The sequence below is a fragment of the Mucilaginibacter sp. SG564 genome (assembly GCF_013149275.1).
Classification (GTDB): domain Bacteria; phylum Bacteroidota; class Bacteroidia; order Sphingobacteriales; family Sphingobacteriaceae; genus Mucilaginibacter.
Genome location: NZ_JABGNA010000014.1, coordinates 51,575 through 72,031, shown reverse-complemented (window position 1 = coordinate 72,031; position 20,457 = coordinate 51,575). Strand labels below are relative to the sequence as shown.

At 41.3% G+C, this 20,457-nt stretch carries 20 protein-coding genes; 5 read left to right on the top strand and 15 right to left on the bottom strand.

Annotation, left to right across the window (positions count from 1 at the left end):
• Together FHW89_RS24950 and FHW89_RS24945 are read right to left on the bottom strand one after the other, a co-directional pair.
• Positions 1–3,036 (bottom strand): lantibiotic dehydratase, encoded by a 3,036-nt coding sequence (locus FHW89_RS24950; RefSeq protein ID WP_172337775.1) that lies wholly within the window; start codon positions 3,034–3,036, stop codon positions 1–3.
• Between the two features lie 19 nt (positions 3,037–3,055).
• A complete protein-coding gene (locus FHW89_RS24945) occupies positions 3,056–3,979 on the bottom strand; it encodes a dienelactone hydrolase family protein (protein WP_172337774.1) in 924 nt (307 codons plus the stop codon).
• 163 nt (positions 3,980–4,142) lie between these two features.
• Between FHW89_RS24945 and FHW89_RS24940 the strand changes: the two genes are divergently transcribed.
• Positions 4,143–5,078, top strand: coding sequence for a hypothetical protein (locus FHW89_RS24940; protein WP_172337773.1), 936 nt, complete (start codon positions 4,143–4,145; stop codon positions 5,076–5,078).
• A gap of 15 nt (positions 5,079–5,093) precedes the next feature.
• On the opposite strand, the gene FHW89_RS24935 is transcribed toward FHW89_RS24940, so the two are convergent.
• From FHW89_RS24935 to FHW89_RS24875, 13 genes are all read right to left on the bottom strand, one after another.
• Positions 5,094–8,039 (bottom strand): lantibiotic dehydratase, encoded by a 2,946-nt coding sequence (locus tag FHW89_RS24935; protein ID WP_172337772.1) that lies wholly within the window; start codon positions 8,037–8,039, stop codon positions 5,094–5,096.
• A 64-nt stretch (positions 8,040–8,103) separates the two neighbouring features.
• On the bottom strand, positions 8,104–8,544 hold the full coding sequence (locus FHW89_RS24930) for a hypothetical protein (protein WP_172337771.1): 441 nt from the start codon (positions 8,542–8,544) through the stop codon (positions 8,104–8,106).
• Between the two features lie 24 nt (positions 8,545–8,568).
• The gene (locus FHW89_RS24925) at positions 8,569–9,708 is read right to left on the bottom strand and encodes a medium chain dehydrogenase/reductase family protein (protein WP_172337770.1); all 1,140 of its coding nucleotides are present in this window, start codon (positions 9,706–9,708) and stop codon (positions 8,569–8,571) included.
• An 8-nt stretch (positions 9,709–9,716) separates the two neighbouring features.
• A complete protein-coding gene (locus FHW89_RS24920) occupies positions 9,717–10,583 on the bottom strand; it encodes a hypothetical protein (protein ID WP_172337769.1) in 867 nt (288 codons plus the stop codon).
• 20 nt (positions 10,584–10,603) lie between these two features.
• On the bottom strand, positions 10,604–11,842 hold the full coding sequence (locus FHW89_RS24915; RefSeq protein ID WP_172337768.1) for a radical SAM protein: 1,239 nt from the start codon (positions 11,840–11,842) through the stop codon (positions 10,604–10,606).
• A complete protein-coding gene (locus FHW89_RS24910; protein ID WP_172337767.1) occupies positions 11,832–13,139 on the bottom strand; it encodes a radical SAM protein in 1,308 nt (435 codons plus the stop codon). The genes FHW89_RS24915 and FHW89_RS24910 overlap by 11 nt, the downstream gene beginning before the upstream one ends.
• Before the next feature lie 93 nt (positions 13,140–13,232).
• On the bottom strand, positions 13,233–13,409 hold the full coding sequence (locus tag FHW89_RS24905) for a hypothetical protein (RefSeq protein ID WP_172337766.1): 177 nt from the start codon (positions 13,407–13,409) through the stop codon (positions 13,233–13,235).
• Positions 13,410–13,626: 217 nt separating this feature from the next.
• Positions 13,627–13,842 (bottom strand): hypothetical protein, encoded by a 216-nt coding sequence (locus FHW89_RS24900; protein WP_172337765.1) that lies wholly within the window; start codon positions 13,840–13,842, stop codon positions 13,627–13,629.
• Positions 13,843–14,156: 314 nt separating this feature from the next.
• Positions 14,157–14,372, bottom strand: coding sequence for a hypothetical protein (locus FHW89_RS24895; RefSeq protein WP_172337764.1), 216 nt, complete (start codon positions 14,370–14,372; stop codon positions 14,157–14,159).
• Between the two features lie 236 nt (positions 14,373–14,608).
• On the bottom strand, positions 14,609–14,830 hold the full coding sequence (locus tag FHW89_RS24890) for a hypothetical protein (RefSeq protein ID WP_172337763.1): 222 nt from the start codon (positions 14,828–14,830) through the stop codon (positions 14,609–14,611).
• Positions 14,831–15,037: 207 nt separating this feature from the next.
• Positions 15,038–15,253, bottom strand: a complete 216-nt coding sequence (locus tag FHW89_RS24885) for a hypothetical protein (RefSeq protein ID WP_172337762.1) — start codon at positions 15,251–15,253, stop codon at positions 15,038–15,040.
• 213 nt (positions 15,254–15,466) lie between these two features.
• A complete protein-coding gene (locus FHW89_RS24880; RefSeq protein WP_172337761.1) occupies positions 15,467–15,682 on the bottom strand; it encodes a hypothetical protein in 216 nt (71 codons plus the stop codon).
• A gap of 198 nt (positions 15,683–15,880) precedes the next feature.
• Positions 15,881–16,084 (bottom strand): hypothetical protein, encoded by a 204-nt coding sequence (locus tag FHW89_RS24875; protein WP_166090748.1) that lies wholly within the window; start codon positions 16,082–16,084, stop codon positions 15,881–15,883.
• A gap of 440 nt (positions 16,085–16,524) precedes the next feature.
• On the opposite strand from FHW89_RS24875, the gene FHW89_RS24870 reads away from it, so the two are divergent.
• Genes FHW89_RS24870 through FHW89_RS24855 form a run of 4 tightly spaced genes read left to right on the top strand, consistent with a single transcriptional unit; the run spans position 16,525 to position 20,448 of the window.
• Positions 16,525–16,722 (top strand): hypothetical protein, encoded by a 198-nt coding sequence (locus FHW89_RS24870; RefSeq protein ID WP_172337760.1) that lies wholly within the window; start codon positions 16,525–16,527, stop codon positions 16,720–16,722.
• Positions 16,719–16,904: a hypothetical protein gene (locus tag FHW89_RS24865; RefSeq protein WP_172337759.1), complete on the top strand. Its 186-nt coding sequence runs from the start codon at positions 16,719–16,721 to the stop codon at positions 16,902–16,904. The genes FHW89_RS24870 and FHW89_RS24865 overlap by 4 nt, the downstream gene beginning before the upstream one ends.
• 43 nt (positions 16,905–16,947) lie before the next feature.
• Positions 16,948–18,141, top strand: coding sequence for a radical SAM protein (locus FHW89_RS24860; protein ID WP_172337758.1), 1,194 nt, complete (start codon positions 16,948–16,950; stop codon positions 18,139–18,141).
• 6 nt (positions 18,142–18,147) lie between these two features.
• Complete coding sequence (locus FHW89_RS24855; RefSeq protein ID WP_371742487.1) at positions 18,148–20,448, top strand: peptidase domain-containing ABC transporter; 2,301 nt, start codon at positions 18,148–18,150, stop codon at positions 20,446–20,448.
• The last annotated feature ends 9 nt before the right edge of the window (positions 20,449–20,457 follow it).

The window sequence follows — 20,457 nt, the reverse complement described above, 5'->3', positions numbered from 1 at the left end:
CTAAAATCGTGCTTTTACTGATAGTTTATACTTTAGCATACAATGGTAAACAATATATTCCTGTTCACGTTCATCCTCGGTAAATAATCGGTTAAAATGCATATGGATCATATCGGCAAGCAGCGCGATCTTCCGTTCTGCACCAAATCGGGCAGCTTTTTTAGCTAACAGGTTTGCCTGCTGTAAAAAATCATGATGATGTTTATCAAGCTTTAATGTTTTAAAGCAATAAGGATCATGGAGCCGCGATTGAATTTCGTTTTTTAACTCCCGGTATTTCAGATCCAGGTCAACTTTCAAGGCTTTGGTACCCGAAAATTCCTGATAAAAGCTGTCAGACACTAATTCTAAAAATGATATTTGATCAACTATGGATGGCATGAACAAAGCCAGTAACTCATCCATATTAATGATAGCCAGGCTATGGTGGGAATAAAACGGCATCCGGGCCTTTATAAAATGAATGATAAGTTTGCTGCTGTCGCAAAAAAAATCTTCAATTAACTCTATGATATCAGCGCCGTACCGTTCTATTTCCCTGGCATAGGTATCGGTCTGTAACTTTTTAATCTCATGCGCTTGCAGACTTGCATTTAGCTGATCATTTAATTTTATCATCACCGGGCCAACATCTGCAGGGTTTACCTTTAACCGGAGCCGCAGATGATACCCTGATTCCTGGTAACGGATAAAAAACCAGGAGCTTACCTCTCGTTTTTCTATAGTGGTTATAAGAGGTAAAATTTCATCACATAGTAAATGATCGGCTACCTGCGGACTACAATAAATTTTAAAATAAAGCCACTCACTTCCTGGCGCAAATTCCCTTTTTATCTTTTTGCTTATCGTAGGCTGGGGGCTAAATTTTACCGGGTAAACATTATCGGTTTGATACAAAAAGGTTATAAACTGGCTAACCATAGGTTGCCCGGTTATGGATACTTTCGGTTGGCCTTGCTTGGGTAAAAAATATTCCTGTAGTTTAACCTGTTCGGCACCCGCTATGCTGTTTAATAACAACAAAACTTCTTGTTTTTGGGTAAGATTAAAAACAAGTTGCTGATCGGCCCTGGTTAAACAGATCAGATCGGGTAGATTGTTCCGTTGTTTTATCTCCAGTATTTTATTTAAGCCTTCTTTTTCCGTTGCTTTGTTTAGGTAGTTGATGTCATCGGTTGCCAGGTACCACTTCGCGGCGCTCAAAATAACGTTGCCCATGCTTACCCTTGGATAAAACCTTAAACCGGGAAAGTAATGTTCCAGATCGAAATTGAGATTATTCTGAGTGCCCTGGTATTGAAGATCGCACAGAAATTTAAAAATGCTTAAATGATTATGCGCATAATTATACGCCGAAGTTAACCTGGGCAGTACCATCTTTTGCAGTGATACGGATTGCAATACAACCTCGTCGTTTACAACAGATACCAAAAGATCAGATAAGGCTATCTGGTGAGCTATCGGTTGAACCGGGGCGGAATTGACAGATATTTCATAAGCATAAACCGGGTACCGCCGGTTAATATTATCGGTGTGGGTATCTGAGAGTATGCCAATATCCGCAAAAACCACGTCGGGGTTTGCCCGTTCCTCAATTTGGGTTATCTGTTTACTTAATTCTAATACTTCATCATTAAATAAGGTAAAACGACCAATAATGGCCGTACCCGAACAGCCACCGGCATTTTCTATAAAGATATGATCGCCGGTTTCCCTGAACATTACCATCATTGATGGTGGTAATGGTGGTGCGGCTATATCAAGACCGCTTAAATGCGATGGATTTAGTTCAATAGGTTCAAAGGTGCTTCGGTTGGGGTTGTTTGTCCAAAGCTGCAACAGTAACTGGTGAACCTTAGTCCACTCCATAACAGTTGAACTTTTGGCGGACGGGTTAAATTTAACCTGGTTAAGGAGGGGGCTTCTGTCAGCTCCCGAAGTACTTCCGTAGGTTATGCCGGCATCAGGGTCAAGAGCCAGAAGCAGGGGGATTTTTTGCCTGTCGAACCGGGCCTTAAATTCGGTTATAAAATCTTTAAGTTGTTGTGGCGGGGTATAGGGAACCAATCTCCTCAAGGCATCTATAGCCGCCGAAATTTGTTGCTGGTGCTTTATATTCAGGCTTCCTATTAGTTTTTTTCGACCCAGATTGGAATAAAAATTAAGATTGGTTTTTTTTATACTGCCGGTTGTCAATTGTTTTATCTCATCATCAAGCTCTGTGAGGTGTTTTTGCGCAAACGGCTTTGCGGTGTTTAATTTTTTATATAAGCCCTGTAATTGAAGGGAGAGCTGATTATGTGTTGTCTGTGGCGTATTCACCAGGCGGTATAAATAATCTTCACCAACTAAATTGGGTTCGAGCTGTGTTATTAAAATTTGGCTGGCCAGCAGCATATGCAAAAACTCAGTGGCTTCAGTTTGGCTAAACTCCCAATTGTTTTCAATAACAGATAATAGCTGAGTTTCGGGCAGCGGACCTTTTTTAAATAGGTTAACAATACCATCAATATGCCTGTTGGCCTTAATAGAATCAAGCGTAAAGGATAGCGCCGAAACCCCTTCCTGACGGGTGGTTTTTACAAATCTGTAGCTTTTTTTAAAACTATAGATAGTTGGGTTTAAAAATAATTGTCTTGGATAGGGCACCTCCTGAAGTAGTTTTTTGGCCAGCAGCAAGGCAACCTCCTGATCTAAAAGCAGCTGAAGGTGGTCATGGGTTTTATCCTTCAAAAGGAGTTCATCATCGGTACCCCAATTAATAACTATAGATGATGCAAAGCAGCCAAAAGGCGTGGGCCTGAAACATACGCGATTGATATACTTTTGTATGCTTAACAGTTCCTTGTCGTTAAAAGAACTGATGTCAAAGTTTTTATGGAGCAATAGCTGATGCAATACCGGGTTGGCCAGGTAAATGGCATATTGAAATTGCGGGTCGCTGGCTATCTCCTGTATCTTATCCAACGAATAACGTTCAAAACTAAACAGCGGCACCCGTAATAAAAGTTCGGGGATAAATTTATAATCGGCCATGTTTGGTTCGGGGTTATTGTTACAGGGTTTGTTTGAACCAGTTAGTCAGGTCGGTTACCAGTGCAGGTATGTGATCAATGGCAGGACCGGTATCGTTATGCTCTTTAAAGCCATGGTCGGCCCCGTCATAAATTTGATGGTGTAAATTTTGCTTTTTGTTGAACAGAAATTCGCTGATGATCAGATCGAAAGTCTCGGTGTGCACCACTGGATCCATAGAGCCCATAGCCATAAAAATGGGTATGTTAAGCTGTAATAGATTTTTTAGCGCCGGTTCGGCAAAGGTAGCCCAGCGCTGATAGGTGTGCCCCTGCCAGAATTTGGTGGTTGATGCCGGGTTTTGCATGATCTCGTTAAACTGCCGGGTGAGCGCGTCGATCTCCTGCTGGCCTTCCTTAAATGATAACTCCCCGCGTGTAATGCGTTTGCGGACGTAAAGAAAGTACTCCAGAAATTGCGATGCCCCGCCGCCGCTTAAAAACGCGAGATGGCTGATGTTTTTATTGACGGTGGCCAGTTTAGCGGCCACATCCGATCCTTCGGAATGGCCGCAAACCAGGATGTTTTTATTGATAATTAATTGGTTTGATTGCATATACTGCAATACCGCATCGGCCTGGAAAACCCGGTAAGCCAGGCTTGTTTTTTGATGATAATCGCCCGGAACCTCCGCATCCTGGTGGCGGCTGAAAGTAAAGCCGACCTTTGAAATAATGACGAAGTTGAAATTTTGGATAACCTCGGGCCTGGTATGCAGCGAAAAGGTTAGCCTATGCCCCTGGTCATTCTCCATACATAAGGGTATCGCTCCAGAGCCTTGAAGAAAAAGAAACGTGGTTTTTTCGGGAGAAAACCCGGGTGTATGGACATAGAAACGGATAGTTTCCTGCTCGTGCTTTATTTCATACTCTTTAAAGCGGTACTCGTGCGGAGACACTGGCATAATAGGCTTATCGTTAATAGTTAAATTGGCTTAGGAGCCGGATATTTTATTACCTATAAATATTATAAAATAAAATGGTAATATCTTGCTAAATTATTATCTTGAAGATAATATAGTTTATAGTTCAAGACCGGCTTATGCTATATATAAAATCCAATTATCAATGACCATGTTAGAGGCCACTTTTGAGCAACAGTTAAACCGTTATTTTACAAACTGCAAATGGACACAGGAAGGCAGAGAATTTAAATTGCAAGGCCCTGGGTTAAGTTACCTGGGGGTTGATCAAAACCTATCCGCTAATTTGGGCCGATTTTCGGCAAGAGACCTGTCGGTATCAGATGTGGCTGATTTTCATGAAGCTAAAGATGGCTATAACCTGTGTTTTGAAGACACCTGGTCGCTTTTGTTTTGGCTAAGATATTTGAAAGCGAATCCGGATGTAAAAAAGATCAATATCATTCACCTGGATGACCATACCGATCTGATGCCGCCTTTGGTATATAAAGAGCAGGGCGAATATTTTCAGGTTACGGACGATAAGAAGATAAATTTCGATGATCCGGAAAGTATACCCGGTTTTATACGGGAAGGAAGCATTAATCTGGGATCATTTATTGCCCCGCTTATTTTTTTCCTGGAGAGGGTAAATATTTTTCACCTGCGGAAAGAGCTTTCGCCGGATGGACCTACCAGGCAAAATATGGTAGAATCATATATTAATGATTTTCCATACCTGGATAAGGATCGTATTTCGATAACGGTTACTGATAAAAATGATGAGCCGGCCAAAGGGTTTTATTACCGGGGTAATGATCTGAGATCGTTAATAGGAGAACTCAACGGTGATCCTACTTTTCTGCATATCGACCTGGATTACTTTTTGAACCAATTCAATGGCAATCACAGGAATGATGCCCCGGTTAATATGATTACCCATGTTGAACTGGAAGAGGAGATCAGGCAAATTTGCGAAGAACTGAGCCGCGTGCGGTCGCAGATTGTTGATGTTACTATAGCCACATCACCTGGGTTTTGTCCTTCAACCCATTGGGAGTTCCTGATCGATAATTTTATGAAATACTATAATAAGATTTGAGGTTATCTGCAGGCCTTACATACTGTAATCCAATTGCTGCTTAGCATTGTAACGCAACTTGCAAATGAGCGATACATAGTGTCTGCGCAGCAACGCATATATCAATAACTCGTTCCTGTTTTGCTGGGTTAAAAAGAAACGGTTAAGTGCCATGTGAATAATGCTATTCATTATTTGCGAAGGTTTTTTACTATCGCCGGGATATTCCTTAGCCGATTGTTCAAGTGCTGCAAGTGTAAGCTTGTTTTGTGCAGACCGGGTTTTAAATATTTCTTTAACCGCCTGATAAGATTCGTCATCATCATTGATCAGGTTTTCAATGCCTTTTTTATGAGTTCGGTATAAAGTATCAAAAGAAACCTGGAGTTGTTTTGAACCACCCGTGCGTTTAAAGAAATCAGTCTCCATTTGGTACAACAACTCAATTCTGCCGGCAATATCCAAATCAAAATCATTCAGTAAGGTTTCTACGTTGAGTATACCGACGAGCCAGTTGTTTGATGCCTTAATGCCGCTTTTGAACAGCTGCATGGCGGCCTGGCTGTCGAGGTAAAACAATTGTTCATTGTATTCCATGGTGTTTACCCCATAGCGTTCAACCTCGGGGATATAAGTATCCTCCTCCATGGCCCAGATGTGGTGGTTTTCTATTTGGGCTTGTAATACATTCTTCAGTTCGGCAATAACGCTTTCATATTTAGCCATGGCGTATGAGGCCATTTTTATTCTTAAACGCAGATGATAATAAGGGTCATCATACCTGATAAAAAACCATTGTGAAATAATACCCTCATCGGTCATGAGGTTTAATAAAGAATAAATTGTTTGGAGTGATTGTTGGAGCACCAGTGGCCGCCCATAAATTTTATAGTATATCCATTCCTTTTGCTCCGGGAGGTGTTCATCAGATTCGGGATGTTGTTGGGCTACTTTATTTTCATCATCAGTTATAGCGTGATTAGTTAATACTTTCCGTTTATCCAATACCGGGATGATCATCTCATGATGGAAGCTATCTTTTTGATTTTTAAATAAGGTAGATGCAGGGTCGCCCGTAAATTCAATAAGGTTAATTCCATCTTCGGTTACTGCCTCCAGGAAAAGGGAACAGGAAAATCCCGATTGGATATCGATCAGCATTTCTCTGTCATCATTGGCTATAGTAAATAACGAAGGAAACCGGAATCTCTGCTGCAGTTCATGCAGGGCATCAACAGGATTGGCAAATTGCTCAATTACCGAATTGACCTCCTGCTGGTTGATATGCCACTGCGCCTTGGATAATATCAAGTGTTTGTAGCTAACGCGGGGCAGGAATGGTTCGTTTGACAGATGGCCCCAATGCCAGGCAAATACCTGTTTAGGATTTTGATATTGCAGCTCGCTCAAGAAACGGTAAACCGCCGGGCCTTTATAAAAATTATGATTACACGTTAATACCGGGATGATACGTTTGTTTAACTTTTTAGAATATAAAATGATCTCCTGGTTTTTTACCGAGATGAGCAGATCTGTTAAATGAATATTTTCTCCGGACTGGCCAAATGTACCGGACTGAACATCGATGGTAAACCGCCTGAGTATGGGCCGGTAGATGGAATTGTCAATAACATCGCCGGGAATAAAAACTATTTCGGCCAGGATAGCATCCTCACTTAAAGCATCTTCCTGGTTGATAAAGTCGGAAAGGCGATCGCGTAAACCGGGCAAACCATAGCATGATTTACTGACCAATGCCAAAGCTGATGGAGCCGACTGCTTCTTGATAAAAAACTGGAATGCTCCCTCATCAAGCTCATCCGGTGAAGTGGCAATGAGGTTGCCCTGTAGGTAAAAGTTTTTAACCGCTGCCGATTGATGGCTTTTAAAACTTTGGATATCATCGGCAGTAATTTCGATGGCTGTTTGGTTATGGGTAAGCGCCTCGGTGAATTTTTTGACCCGTAAGTTTTTTAAAGTATCAGTTTGGCTTGCTACGGTTTCTGACCGGCTTAAGGGCGAGATATAGCCATTAAAGGTACAGCTTTCGGAATTGGAGGACGGGTATATGATGCCGCTTTGCTGGTCGAGCGCTGTTAATAACGGAATCTGGGCATCACCATAATGATGTGTGAATTCTGTGCTGAAATGGAGCAGATCGTCATTAACATAAGCTGGTCCTAAAACATTCAATTCCTCAATTTCTGTTAGCAGTGTTGATGTTACTTTACTGGGGATATTTAAATCTGCGGCATCTTTTACAAACAGATCGGCTTGCAGGTATTCTGTTGAGGCGGCATCCGGATCATAAGAACTGAACATCGCGGAGATCTGCTCATGGATCCGGATCAAAGGTTTATCGGAGTGTAACAGATCGTAAATATCTTTTATAAATGAGGTGAGTTGTTCGTTTCCCGGATATTGGCCTATGAGATGGTTCAACTTGTTAAAGGGCTCCGCTGATTTTAAGAATACCGCGAATAACTGCTTTTGCAAATGACCCAGGGTATATTCATCTTTAATATCCTCCTCAAAACCTTGAAGTGGGTAATAATTAAATATTAAAGAGTTTTGCTGCTTTTCGGTTTCTGGCTTTTCCTGATATCCGTTTTTGATCAGGAAATCCGCAATCAGTTTTAGCAATATTTTAACCGGGGTGCCCGATAAACGCAGTTGTCTTAAATTTTTACCAGGATTAATGGCCGTGCTGGTAAGCTCAGGGGTAATGGTGCCTGCCGCGTAGCCGGCAAAAAGTCCGAAAGGCAGTGGGCGGATGCAGCACCTGACAAAATATTTATAAAGGGTTTTTAATAGCTTCTCTTTTTTTTTAGCGTTTAACTCTCCGTTTTGCAGCTTGGTAAATTCATGATAAACGGTAGGCGATGCCAGCAAAATACCATCTTTGAAATCAGGTTCATTAAGCAGATCGATGAGAAAATTTTCTTTCTGGCCATTTGCTTCGGCAATGCGAAACTCCTCCATTTTTTGTAAGCTAAAAATGGGGAGCCTTAATGAGAAAAAATCGCATTGATAAGCAAAATCAGGATTAGCCATATAGTAAACCATCTTCGGGTATCAGATAGATGTCTAACAGGTTCAATTCCTTTAAATGGAAAAGAAAATCTTTCACATTATTAACCCTAAACTCATCTAAAACAGGCACGGCAACTTCGCTTACCAGCTCTTCTTTCCAGGTGGTTTGGTTTTCAATAAAGGTATGGCCCGGCAGCATATATATTGATCCTGTTTTGTTCAGATACCGCTGATCAAAAAGCCCGGGGTTGCGCTCCATAATAAATGACCTGTTCTCTACGATTTCTTTACCCACATAGCAGGTTAAATCGCCACCCAGATTGCTCAAAAATGGCGCCGACATGATGGGCGACTTGGTAGCATAAACCCATAGCCTTTTATGTGTTAATGAAAACCTGGGTTCAATAACCGAAAGACCCTGCACCGGGGAGCTGTGAAAAACGTTAAAGCTCATGATCAATATATTAATTTTGTTTACTTACTCGTACATACATACTACCTTACCTAATCTGTTGGCGTCGTTATATGACATCTCTAAAAACTCAGAGCCATTTTTGTAGGACAGGCTTTGGTAATTGCTCAAACTCAGCTTATCATCAAGATAAAGATCGACAGCTTTGCCCAGATCACGGGTTGTACCCAGGCAGTTCCCGGTAAAACTAATGTTGTTCATGATGAAATGAACCAACAGGTTTTCGGGTAATTGCATGGTTTCGGTATCTATATCGGGCGTATTGTATAAAGTGTTATTCTCGATTCCGCAGGTCACATATCTGCCGTTGAACCGAAGCAGGTAATACAATTTTTTAAGGTATATATTACAGAACGGATCAATAATGGCATCAACGTTATTATTCAGGATCTTTACGATCGACAGGTCGATGTCCTCGTCCTTTGATTTGGTATTTACCAGTATAGTGGCATTTTTAATATTCAGTTTTTCCAGCTCGCGTGCCTTTTGCTCAGAGGAGGTTAGCACATAAACATGCTTATACTTAAAGTTGGGGAGCATTTTTAGTACAAACAACGAAGTGTTTGACGAGCCACCTGTAACCAGTAGTGTTGATTTGCTGTTGAGCTTTGCCTTACGCAGCATGCTCATGCCGGTTTGCGCACCAATAGAAAATCCTGCGGCAACCTCCAACGGAAAGGTTTCGGGTATTTTATAAAGCTTCCGGTAGTGCAGTATTTCTTTTTCTTTAGAGGTAGAGTTACTGGCTACGCCGGCTGTTAAACCTGGTTTACGTGTTTTAAGCTTGCGTATTTCTTCGTAATTCCAGTTGGGTATTACCCTGTCGCCTTTTTGCAGGCCGGTAACCAGACGACCGGTTTGTTCCACCTCGCCCACAAACTCCGATCCTATGGGTAAATAAGCTGTTTTGCAGTTATCACTAATAAAGTGCCGTGAAGCTTTCATGATAAAATTGAGGTCGCGGTAGTTGAGCGAAAAGCCCTTTTTCCTGACCAGCACTTCGTGATCGCCCAGTACGACGTTTTCTTTTTCCGGAAAGCAATCATCCAGAACAAAATTTACGCGCTCGCCAAAAAAGTTCACGGCAAATTTACTGGCCGGGTTTGCAACTTCAAATTCGGGATGTACTACCGCTAATTGTTTCATGGCTGATATTAATAAACCGTGCTGTTTAATACAGGATTAAGACAAGTGTTTTTAAATGCACCCCGGTATGACAGGCTTACATCGTAATGAGTAGTACCCTCGGTGCAGCCTTCATGTATCATGTTTTCTGTTGGAGCAATATAGGCTTCATAGGGTTGTATAGGGATCTTTACCACCGGGTACTCGCTAAAATACCGCATAAAATCGTTATACAAATTCCATTGTGAATATTCCTTTACAACCGTTTTTTTGGTTTTCATCCACTCAATCATGGTATTGATGGGCTGATTGATAAAGAGTAAGTGCCTTACTTCGGCGCCCAGGTTGATACACATTCTACGGCCTGCGTGTTCGGTTTGGCCTATATCGAAGCCATCGAAATTATCGATATGCAGACCACCCAGCGCGTTAAATTTGAGGTAAACGGTTACCGTTTCCAGGTTGGGCTGGTTAAACGCGAACGATGGCGGCGGTACCGGCTGGCCTTCGATCAACAATGTTTTCAGATAAGTATTGAGGCCAATGATGCTTTGATCCAGCTTTTCGCCGTAAAGCGCCTTATAATGTTTGAATTTGAATTTGCTGTTGATGTTTTGAAATTTATACTCTTTCAGTTCTTCAATCACATGATCGGGCAGTTTAACAATATTGATAACGCTGTTCAAGTCAGGCTCTTCTTCGCCGTCTTGTGCCAGTAGTATTTCCCTCTCGGTTTCGTTAGCGCTTCTCCAGGGTTTTAATGGTTTAAAAGCATTGTCGCGGTATTGTATCCCGTTTGATGCTGTACCCTTTGCTATCATTGTTCCTTCGCTAAGCCAAATTTTAGACTCCCAGTCTAAATGTGGATAAATTTTGATGCCATCTTGTATAATCATGATTTCAAATATTTTCTGGGTCAAATACTAATTGTTACTAAATCCTTGGGCTGCCTGTCGTTAAATATTTCCAGGTAGTCAAACTTTTTGATTTGGATGTCATCCTCCATATCGGCCGACAGTGTATCTACGATCCTGTTTTGGATGTGGCTGATGAGCCTGGTAAGGTCCATACAATACACCGATGTATTATTGAATGAATTAGATGTGCTGTACCTGTGCGGCAAATAACCGGCACCACAGATGCTCCGTATTTTGCAGGATGAGCACTCACGGCATAAGCTATTATGGCTTTTGAAATAAAGATTGGCTAGGTCGGTGTTCAGGCCTTCATCAATTTCGTGATTATGCACATTGGTATTGGCTTTGGTAAAAGAGGGGCCGCAAATTTTTAGCGAATCGCCGGCCTCGTATGATCCGTCGGTTTCAATCACCATAACCTGGTTATCACCTGCGCCCAGGTCATCTGCCGAAACTTTATGGCCCAGCACCATCTGCACTATCTGGGTAAACTTCCTGATCTTTGGCCGTTTGTTTTGATTAGAGTCATTATACCATTCATCAAACAAAGCGATCAACCAATCACCATAAGCGGTTGGCGAACCGTAAAACCGGGTACCTGGCGAAGGTGTAGGTGGCAGCTTATCCCAGTTAGAATCGGGCAGTAATATATCAAACGACTCGATGCCGATGGATTTGTGATGGTAGTAAAGCTCTTTAGGGTCGGAGTCGATGTTGATCACCGTTAACACTGCCGGTGCTTTTTTACTGAATTCAGAATCGCGGGCCAGCTGGTATTTTTCGATCACGCGATCATATGATCCTTTGCCTTTATGATCAATACGGTATCTGTCGTTGGTTTCCTTATCGCCATCCAGGCTAATGCCCAGTTTAATATCCAGCTCTTCAAACAGCTGCATCCATTCCTCATCAATGAGCAGGGCGTTGGTTTGCACCACGTAAACGATCTTCACATGATCAGCTATATTCTCCCGGAAGATATCCAGGAAACGGCGAAAGAAAGCTTTACCTGCAAGTAAGGGTTCGCCGCCATGCAGGATGATCGAAATGGCCTGCATTTCGTGCTTTTTTGAAAATGAGTCGATCCGCTGCGCGAGCTTTTGGATAGTAAGGTCGCTCATTTTTTTAGGCTGCATCAAATAGCTGTCGTCGCCCATATTGTACATATAGCAATACGTACAATTAAGGTTACACCTGCTGGCTATTTTAACAACAAAAGAAAATGATTTAGCTTGCATAGGATTGAGGATATACTTCGTTGATGATTTCGGTATAGTTTAGTTTTCCAAGCGGATAGATATCCAATATCTCTTTAGGCAGATTGTCAACCACGGTTGATTGGATCTCTGATATCAGTTTGATCAGATCTTTGCAGTAAACAGATGGATTATCAAAGCCATTATCAGGGCTGTAACGGTGTGGCATGTAACCGCCGCCGCACATCTCCACAATGGGGCATCTTTTGCATGTTTCGCTCAGGTATTGCCCGTTGTGTACATAGGTAGCTACCAGTTTTTTATCCAAAGCGTCGTCAAGCGCGTTGGTTTTTACGTTAAGGCCCTGTTTGGTGATGGCGTTGCCGCAGCTTTTAAGCACGTCTGAAGGTTCAATACCTCCATCTGTTTCTATCACCAGCAGGCCGTTATCTTTATTACCAATAGAATCTAAAGATGCGGATGCGCCCAAAACTTGTTTGATCAGCATGTCAAATAATCGGATGTGCGGCCTTGATTCCGATTTATCATTAAACCAAAGATGGAACATGATCAGCATCCAATCGGCATACGGGGTAAGCGATTTGGAAAATGGTCCTTTACTTGGTACATATGGGCCCACACGATGGTTGGCTATCGGGAACAATAGGTCAAATGATTCTACATTAACCACGTTAGCGTAGTGGTAGTATAGTTCGACCGGATCGCAGTTCAGGTTCATCACATTCAACAAACCAACCCTGTATTTACCAGTTACGGGATGCCTGTTATCCTCTAACTTATGTATCCCGGCTACAACCCTTTGATAGCTTCCGCGGCCTTTATGATCAACCCGGAAAGCATCATTGATTTCTTCGGTGCCATCCAAACTTACACCTATCTGTATCTTCAGTTCATTAAATAATTTACCAATGCTGCGGGTAAGCAAAACGCCATTGGTTTGGATAAAATAGTTTGGCGTAATGTTATGTTTTTCAAACAGGGCGTTTGTTTTGTTAACAAAGTTTATAAAAAACTGCTTGCCGGCCAGCAGCGGCTCGCCGCCGTGAAAACCAAACGCAAAAGCGGTTAAATTATGCTTTTTAACATGCTCAATAACACGGGCAAGCATGGTGTCAATCACCTCTTCGCTCATGAACTTTGGCTGTTGCATATAAGTTTTGTCGCCCAAGTTATACATGTAGCAATAGCTACAATTCAGATTGCACCTGCTGGCTATTTTTAAAACCAAAAAATCAACCTGGCTTGTTGGGTTTGATGGGTTGGGTGAGTGATGCACCACCTCTAAGGTTTCGGGTTTTTCTGCTACTTGGGTTTGCATAATTTTTTAAATAAACTGAGTTGTTATAGCCGCTTGTTAATTAAGTTTATTAGTATTTTCTTTTTTGCCACTTAAGGCTGTGAATGCGATGTTTTAAAGGCCCATGGCATCAATGCCCGGAAACCTTTTCAGAAACAGCCGCGTTGATTTTTCTACTTTGCAGTTACTGCTTCTTTTTACTTTTTCGCGTGGCTCGGTAATGGGTAAACCATAATTTTTTAATTGTAAATTATGTAGCCCCCCGATTAATGCTTTAATTTCTCCTGACATAATTTTTATGATTTGGTTTTTTTATTAAAACTAAAGGGGTGTTGATGGAAACCCAAACTTTTTCGACTAATTGAGCCTACTATAGGACGAATACATAATTCAACGGGGTTTATGATTAATGCCCCATTTGAAGAGGTTGCAAATGGTGAAAAACAAAACGGCCGGTATGGTTTATCAATCATAAACCTTACCGGCCGTTTACAGCTAATGCTAGGAACTACATGCAATCAGCACCTCTGCTGAAAGTACCGCTTACCGAACCGTGGATAACGCTTGACTTTTCGGTAGTAGCGCCACCAGAAATTGATTCACCGGCTTCTTTCAGTGCATCGTTTTCTAATTTTTTCAGTTTAGCATACAATTCTTCTGGAGTTAACTCATCCAGATTCAGGCGGAAGCTGTAAGTTCCTTTGGTGTCTTTGTTTTCTGACATAGCTTTAAAGTTTTAATTTGAGAGTAAAGCTAAATTCCTGATACTTTGGTAGGAAACTTTTTCGACCAACTATGGTTTTTCAATGCAAAAGATATAGCAGCCGGGTGACGAATGAAAGTTGCAGATATTTGGGAGAGGAGATTGATTGCCGAAAGAGCCGCCGTTTAAAAAAAGGGATAATAACCACTTCCTGGTTATTACTTACTAAGAAAAAGATCATGACTGGTGTATGAGCCGCGAAGCTATAAAACAAAACGACCGGCGTAGTTTATCAATCATAAACCACACCGGTCGGTTACAGTTAAAGCTGGAAACTACATGGAATCAGCACCTCTGCTGAAGGTTCCGCTTACAGAGCCATGCACCACGCTTACTGGCGAAGTGGCTGTACCACCAGAAATTGATTCACCGGCATCTTTCAGTGCATCGTTTTCTAATTTTTTTAATTTAGCATACAATTCTTCTGGAGTTAACTCATCCAGATTCAGGCGGAAACTGTAAGTTCCTTTGGTTTCTTTGTTTTCTGACATGGCTTTAAAGTTTTAATTTTTAGTAAAGCTAAGTGACTGATAATTTGAGATGAAACTTTTTCGACTAATGAATGCCTCTTCAAGACGAATCGGTTTTAAAGCATCGCAATTTGATTTATTGACATAAGAACCGGAACCATTACAGAACCCGGACAGGCGCAGTAAAACCAAATATTGACCAATAAAAAAAGCCCGATCTACCAGGCAGATCGGGCTTTTGTTTGAAAACCTTCAACTTAACTTTCAGTTGGTTTTGAAACAATGCTTTTGCTGAAAGTTCCACTTACAGAACCATGGATAACGCTTACTCTTCCATCGCCGGCGGCACCACCAGAAATTGATTCACCGGCTTCTTTTAAGGCGTCGTTCTGTAGTTTTTTCAATTTGTCGAATAACTGCTCAGGAGTTAATTCGTCCAGGTTCAGTCTGTAGCTGAAAGTTCCTTTTTTGTCTGACATAGCTTTAAGTTTTAATTTATAGTAAAGCTAAATGCCTGATAATTTGAGTGAAAACTTTTTCGACCAATTAAAGTGGCTCCAAGACCAATGTATCGTAATCATAGGGCGATATGAATTTAGTAACAGGATAAAATATAAGGGTCTGTTAAAAACAAAACCCTGCAGACAATTGTCCGCAGGGTTTTGTTTTTGGCCTGTAAATTACAATTACTGTGCAACAGATCTGCTGAAGGTGCCACCTACAGAACCATGGATAACGCTGGCTCTTGCATCACCGGCAGCGCCACCAGAAATAGATTCTCCGGCTTCGGCCAATGCATCATTTTGTAATTTTTTTAATTTGTCAAACAACTCTTCTGGAGTCATTTCGTCAAGGTTCAGCCTATAGCTGTAAGTTCCTTTGGTGTCTTTGTTTTCTGACATAGCTTTAAAGTTTTAATTTATAGTAAAGCTAAAATCAGAATAAGCCGGAGGCGAATTTTTTCGACCAATCAAAGCGGGCCGGAGACTAATGTATAATATTTGGCGGGCGATGATATTTTGATACATGTATTAAAAAACACTACCTGCATAAGGGTTATTAACGCACAAAACCCGATATGTAACTTACATATCGGGTTTTGTGCCGATGGAAAATTACGATTGAGTTGGTGATGCGGCCCTGCTGAAAGTGCCGCTAACGGAACCGTGCACCACACTTACAGAGCTTTGTTTATCGGCTCCGCCAGCGATAGATTCACCTGCATCTATCAGCGCGTCATTTTGTAATTTTTTCAATTTGTCGAATAACTGCTCCGGAGTTAATTCGTCAAGATTCAGCCTGAAGCTGTAAGATCCTTTTTTTTCTGACATGGCTTTAAATTTTAGTTTGTTTATAATTAAAGCTAATTGAGACCTGTTTTAAAGCGAAACTTTTTCGACTAATCAAAGCAACATGCTGACAAATAGTGTATTATGTATGTACGTATGCATAGTCAGCCTAAAACGAATAATAAAAAAGCGGCCGGTCTGCATCTGCAAACCGGGCCGCCTTTTAAAATGAAGTTGTGTTTAGTTAGCAGCTCTGCTAAAGGTACCGCTAACAGAACCGTGAACTACACTTACAGAACTTTGTTTGTCGGCGCCACCGGCAATAGATTCGCCCGCGTCTATCAGCGCGTCATTTTGTAATTTTTTCAATTTGTCGAATAACTGCTCCGGAGTTAATTCGTCAAGATTCAGCCTGAAGCTGTAAGATCCTTTTTTTTCTGACATGGCTTTGAAATTTTAGTTTGTTTATGATAAAACTAACCGGGCTAATAGCCAAAGCGAAACTTTTTCGACTAACTACGCCATCCCGTGGGCCAATGTTCAAATATGGTAGGTCTTATTAATTGATACCCTGAAATAAACAAAGGCCAAACCTTCACCAAAAAATCAGATAAGTTTTTCTATAGGTGTAGGATTTGTATTTGAGCCGCCTCTGTTTATTATACCACATATATAATGTACCACCTGACTTTTACACGTGATTCAGATAGCGGAAAAAAAACCGTTAACATGCTCATTTTCATAAGCGGAAAGATTAGGTTAATTAGTCATCCAAACGCTCGCATTGGTCGAAAAAATGAAGGTCATAATTACATTCTTCGCTATAATTACATAAACAACAACACAATTAAATCGAGTTAAACCTAAAAAGATTAAAGGACATCATGAAAAAGGACTTAAATCATTTTAAACAAACATTGGCAGCCCTGGACGATCAATCTATTTTGGATAGTGAGGCTTTAACAACAATAAACGGTGGTGATAAAGAATATAAACCACTTTATCATGATCCGGAGAAAAAAAACATATGGACTAAGAGTTCAGTAATTTTTGATCAGGACAATAACTATTACTCAAAATGAAAAAGAAAGACAAAAAATCAAATCCGGCTGAACACGACTTGAAGTCATCAGCCATTGAACAATTAAAACTCAAAGGAATTGAGTTAGAAGGCGGTGATACTATCGCCGGCGGGTTCATTGAAACAATGGATACTGGCAATCTCCCGGGTTTTATTGAAGTGCACCTGGATAAAAAAGACTGATGACTAAAAACTAACCTGAATATGGTTACTGATCCCTAAGCTAATGAATTTAAATACGCTTGTTTTAAAAGTAGCCAGCAGATGTAACCTGAATTGCACTTATTGCTACGTTTATAACCTGGGCGATTTAACTTATCAGGATCAGCCAAAGTTCATGTCGGTAAAAGTGGTTCAGGCTATTTTGCAAAAGGTATCCCGGCATTGCGAAAAGCATAATATCAGCAATTTTCACTTTGTTTTTCATGGGGGCGAGCCTCTATTACAAAGCATGGGTTTTTTTGAGGGGTTTATTAAAAAAGCCCGGGAGATCATTCAGCCTCAAACGCATCTGCATTTCGCAATGCAAACAAATGGGGTGCTTTTGACCAAAGAATGGTGTGATTTTTTTTTATCAGCGGGGATAACCATAGGCATCAGTTTAGATGGTTACGAGGAAATTCATGACAGCAAACGTGTTGATCATGCCGGAAAAGGATCATACCAAAAAGTTATTGAAGCCATTGATCTGGTTAATAGTTATCAGGGCAAGCTAAACCTGGGGATATTAACGGTTATTAATACCCGGGCCGATCCGGATAAGCTTTATCAGCAGATAAAGGAATTAAATATCAGGAGCTTCAATTTGCTTTTACCGTATGCCTCCTGGGATGTTCCGCCACCTGACTGGGTTAAAAACCGGACAGTATATGCCGATTGGCTGATCAAAATTTTTGACCGCTGGTACTTTGATGATAAGCCTAAACCATCGATCCCCATATTTGAGCAAATACTGGGTTTGTGCATCGGTTTAAGGCAAAGCTCACAATACTTTGGTGGCGAAAAGCTCGACTTTTTGATCATTGAAACCGATGGGAGCATTGAAGTTTCGGGCGCGTTAAAGGTGTGCGGACATGGCATGACCAAAGAGAACATGAATATCCTGGATATGGACCTGGAAAGTGCATTACAGAACAACCAGCTGAACATGCATTATAACAGTCACCAGGAGTTGCCATTTCCCTGTAGTAATTGCAAGGTAGTGGGTATTTGTGGCGGTGGGTTTTTACCAAACCGGTATAGCGCGATAAACGGATTTAACAACCGGTCGGTTTACTGCCATGATTCGCTTAAGTTAATATGTCATATCCACAATATATTGATGGATAGTTTGCCGCAAAAGGTTTTAAGTAAAGCAAAAAAGAATTTGCTTTCGTACGATAATGTTTTTAATGAAATACATTCAATGATAAGCTATTAAATAATAATGATGAAAAGGAAATTTAAATTTCACAAGCAGTTAGACCACATGGATTGCGGCCCCACTTGTTTAAAGATGATCGCATCATATTATGGGAAAGATTATTCATTAGACTTTTTAAGGGCTAATTCATTTATTACCCGCCAGGGCGTAAACCTCCTGGGCCTGGGCGAAGCAGCCGAAAAAATTGGTCTGAAAACATTGGGTGTTAAAATTACGCTGAACCAGCTGGTTGAGGATGTTCCGCTGCCCTGTATCCTCCACTGGAACCAGGAACACTTTGTGGTTTTGTACGATATTCAGTTAGTTAAAGAAGGCATCCTCTCCAAGAAGAAAAAACTGAAATTCCTGATTGCCGATCCCGGACATAATCTGATATCTATTGACCAGGCAACTTTTACCCGGTTCTGGATGAATAGCAGCGATTCAAAAGGTGTAGCCCTGATTGTAGAGCCCACTATCGAGTTTTTCAACCAGGAGGAAACTCACAAAACCAAGTCGAGCGGCTTTAAATTTCTGTATAAGTATATCACGCCCTATAAAAAATATGTTATTCAGGTTATCATCGGTATGTTCCTGAGCAGCCTTATCGCCCTGATCTTCCCATTCCTTACACAAAGTATGGTTGATTTTGGGATACAGCGGCACAACATCGATTTTATTTACCTGGTGCTTTTTTCGCAACTCTTCCTGTTTGTTGGGGGGATGACGGTAGATATGATCAGGAACTGGATGTTGCTGCATATCAACACCCGGGTGAGTGTAACTATTATTTCCAACTTTTTGGTTAAGCTCATGAAGCTGCCCATCAGTTATTTTGAGTCGAAGAACGTTGGTGATATTACACAAAGGATCAATGACCATCACCGGATAGAAACGTTTTTAACGGGTTCAACCTTAAGTACCTTGTTCTCTATCATCAACATATTGATATTCTCCATTGTACTCGGTTCATACAACGTCAAAATCCTGGCTATTTTTGGTATCGGCAGTGCTATTTCTATTGCCTGGGTACTGCTTTTCCTGAAAAAGCGTAAGGATTTGGATTATGTACGTTTTCAACGGATGCGTGAAAACCAGAATACCATATACGAGCTGGTAACCAGCATGCAGGAGATTAAACTGAACAACTGCGAAAGAACCAGAAGATGGGAATGGGAGCGTATACAGGCAAGGCTGTTTAAGGTAAACATCCAGAGTTTGGCTTTGGAGCAATATCAAGAAATAGGCTCATCGTTTGTTACCCAGCTTAAAAATATCCTGATATCATCTACCGCGGCTTTCCTGGTGATCAATAACAGTATCTCATTAGGCGTGATGCTCAGTATATCATACGTGGTAGGCCAGATGAATAACCCGTTAAACCAGATCATTGGTTTTGTGAGGAGTGTGCAGGATGCCAAAATAAGTCTGGAACGCTTAAGCGAGATACATGAACAGAGTAATGAGGAGATCGATCTGTCAACCAAGGCCGGAAAGGTGAACAAGGAGCTTTACGAAACAAGCGAAAGTGCCGATAATGTAATCAATAGCCAGATGATCAACGGTAAAACGTATAATACCAAACGAGGTATACACCTGGATAATGTTTCGTTCCAATACGGTGGTTCACAATCGGTAAAAGTGCTTAAGAATATCAATCTGTTTATTCCGGAAGGCAAGGTAACCGCGATAGTAGGCTCAAGCGGTAGCGGGAAAAGCACGCTGCTGAAACTGTTGTTGAAATTCTATCCGCCAACAGAAGGCCAGATCACAATAAATGAATCGGATATACTTGACCTGTCTGCACGCGACTGGAGAAAAATTTGCGGAACCGTAATGCAGGAAGGGTACATTTTCTCAGATACCATATCGCGCAACATCGCCGCCAACGAGGATACCCCTAATGAGGAAATTTTACAACATGCCATTAACGTTGCCAATATTCAGGACTATATCAAGAAACTGCCTTTAGGACTTACAACTAAAATTGGCAATACCGGTACCGGCATGAGCGGAGGGCAAAAGCAACGGATATTTATTGCAAGAGCGGTGTATAAACAGCCTAAGTACCTGTTTTTTGACGAGGCCACCAGCGCGCTTGATGCCAACAACGAAACCGTTATAATGCAAAACCTGAATGACTTTTTTAAAGGACGCACGGTATTGGTAATTGCTCACCGGTTAAGCACCGTTAAAAATGCCGACCAGATTGTGGTGATGGAAAACGGAACTATCATTGAAGTGGGTAACCACCTGGAACTGGTGCAAAAAAGAGGTAAATATTATGAGCTTGTTAAAAATCAATTAGAATTGGATGCTGCTTAAATTTTTGGA

Bases quoted from the DNA above. Each gene is read 5' to 3' on its own strand.
- FHW89_RS24920 (WP_172337769.1), bottom strand. From the start codon at position 10,583: ATGATTATACAAGATGGCATCAAAATTTATCCACATTTAGACTGGGAG.
- FHW89_RS24860 (WP_172337758.1), top strand. From the start codon at position 16,948: ATGAATTTAAATACGCTTGTTTTAAAAGTAGCCAGCAGATGTAACCTG.
- FHW89_RS24935 (WP_172337772.1), bottom strand. From the start codon at position 8,039: ATGGAGGAGTTTCGCATTGCCGAAGCAAATGGCCAGAAAGAAAATTTT.
- FHW89_RS24855 (WP_371742487.1), top strand. From the start codon at position 18,148: ATGATGAAAAGGAAATTTAAATTTCACAAGCAGTTAGACCACATGGAT.
- FHW89_RS24900 (WP_172337765.1), bottom strand. From the start codon at position 13,842: ATGTCAGAAAACAAAGACACCAAAGGAACTTACAGCTTCCGCCTGAAT.
- FHW89_RS24890 (WP_172337763.1), bottom strand. From the start codon at position 14,830: ATGTCAGACAAAAAAGGAACTTTCAGCTACAGACTGAACCTGGACGAA.
- FHW89_RS24875 (WP_166090748.1), bottom strand. From the start codon at position 16,084: ATGTCAGAAAAAAAAGGATCTTACAGCTTCAGGCTGAATCTTGACGAA.
- FHW89_RS24865 (WP_172337759.1), top strand. From the start codon at position 16,719: ATGAAAAAGAAAGACAAAAAATCAAATCCGGCTGAACACGACTTGAAG.
- FHW89_RS24910 (WP_172337767.1), bottom strand. From the start codon at position 13,139: ATGCAAACCCAAGTAGCAGAAAAACCCGAAACCTTAGAGGTGGTGCAT.
- FHW89_RS24895 (WP_172337764.1), bottom strand. From the start codon at position 14,372: ATGTCAGAAAACAAAGAAACCAAAGGAACTTACAGTTTCCGCCTGAAT.
- FHW89_RS24885 (WP_172337762.1), bottom strand. From the start codon at position 15,253: ATGTCAGAAAACAAAGACACCAAAGGAACTTACAGCTATAGGCTGAAC.
- FHW89_RS24950 (WP_172337775.1), bottom strand. From the start codon at position 3,036: ATGGCCGATTATAAATTTATCCCCGAACTTTTATTACGGGTGCCGCTG.
- FHW89_RS24915 (WP_172337768.1), bottom strand. From the start codon at position 11,842: ATGCAAGCTAAATCATTTTCTTTTGTTGTTAAAATAGCCAGCAGGTGT.
- FHW89_RS24880 (WP_172337761.1), bottom strand. From the start codon at position 15,682: ATGTCAGAAAAAAAAGGATCTTACAGCTTCAGGCTGAATCTTGACGAA.
- FHW89_RS24905 (WP_172337766.1), bottom strand. From the start codon at position 13,409: ATGTCAGGAGAAATTAAAGCATTAATCGGGGGGCTACATAATTTACAA.
- FHW89_RS24940 (WP_172337773.1), top strand. From the start codon at position 4,143: ATGACCATGTTAGAGGCCACTTTTGAGCAACAGTTAAACCGTTATTTT.
- FHW89_RS24945 (WP_172337774.1), bottom strand. From the start codon at position 3,979: ATGCCAGTGTCTCCGCACGAGTACCGCTTTAAAGAGTATGAAATAAAG.
- FHW89_RS24930 (WP_172337771.1), bottom strand. From the start codon at position 8,544: ATGAGCTTTAACGTTTTTCACAGCTCCCCGGTGCAGGGTCTTTCGGTT.
- FHW89_RS24870 (WP_172337760.1), top strand. From the start codon at position 16,525: ATGAAAAAGGACTTAAATCATTTTAAACAAACATTGGCAGCCCTGGAC.
- FHW89_RS24925 (WP_172337770.1), bottom strand. From the start codon at position 9,708: ATGAAACAATTAGCGGTAGTACATCCCGAATTTGAAGTTGCAAACCCG.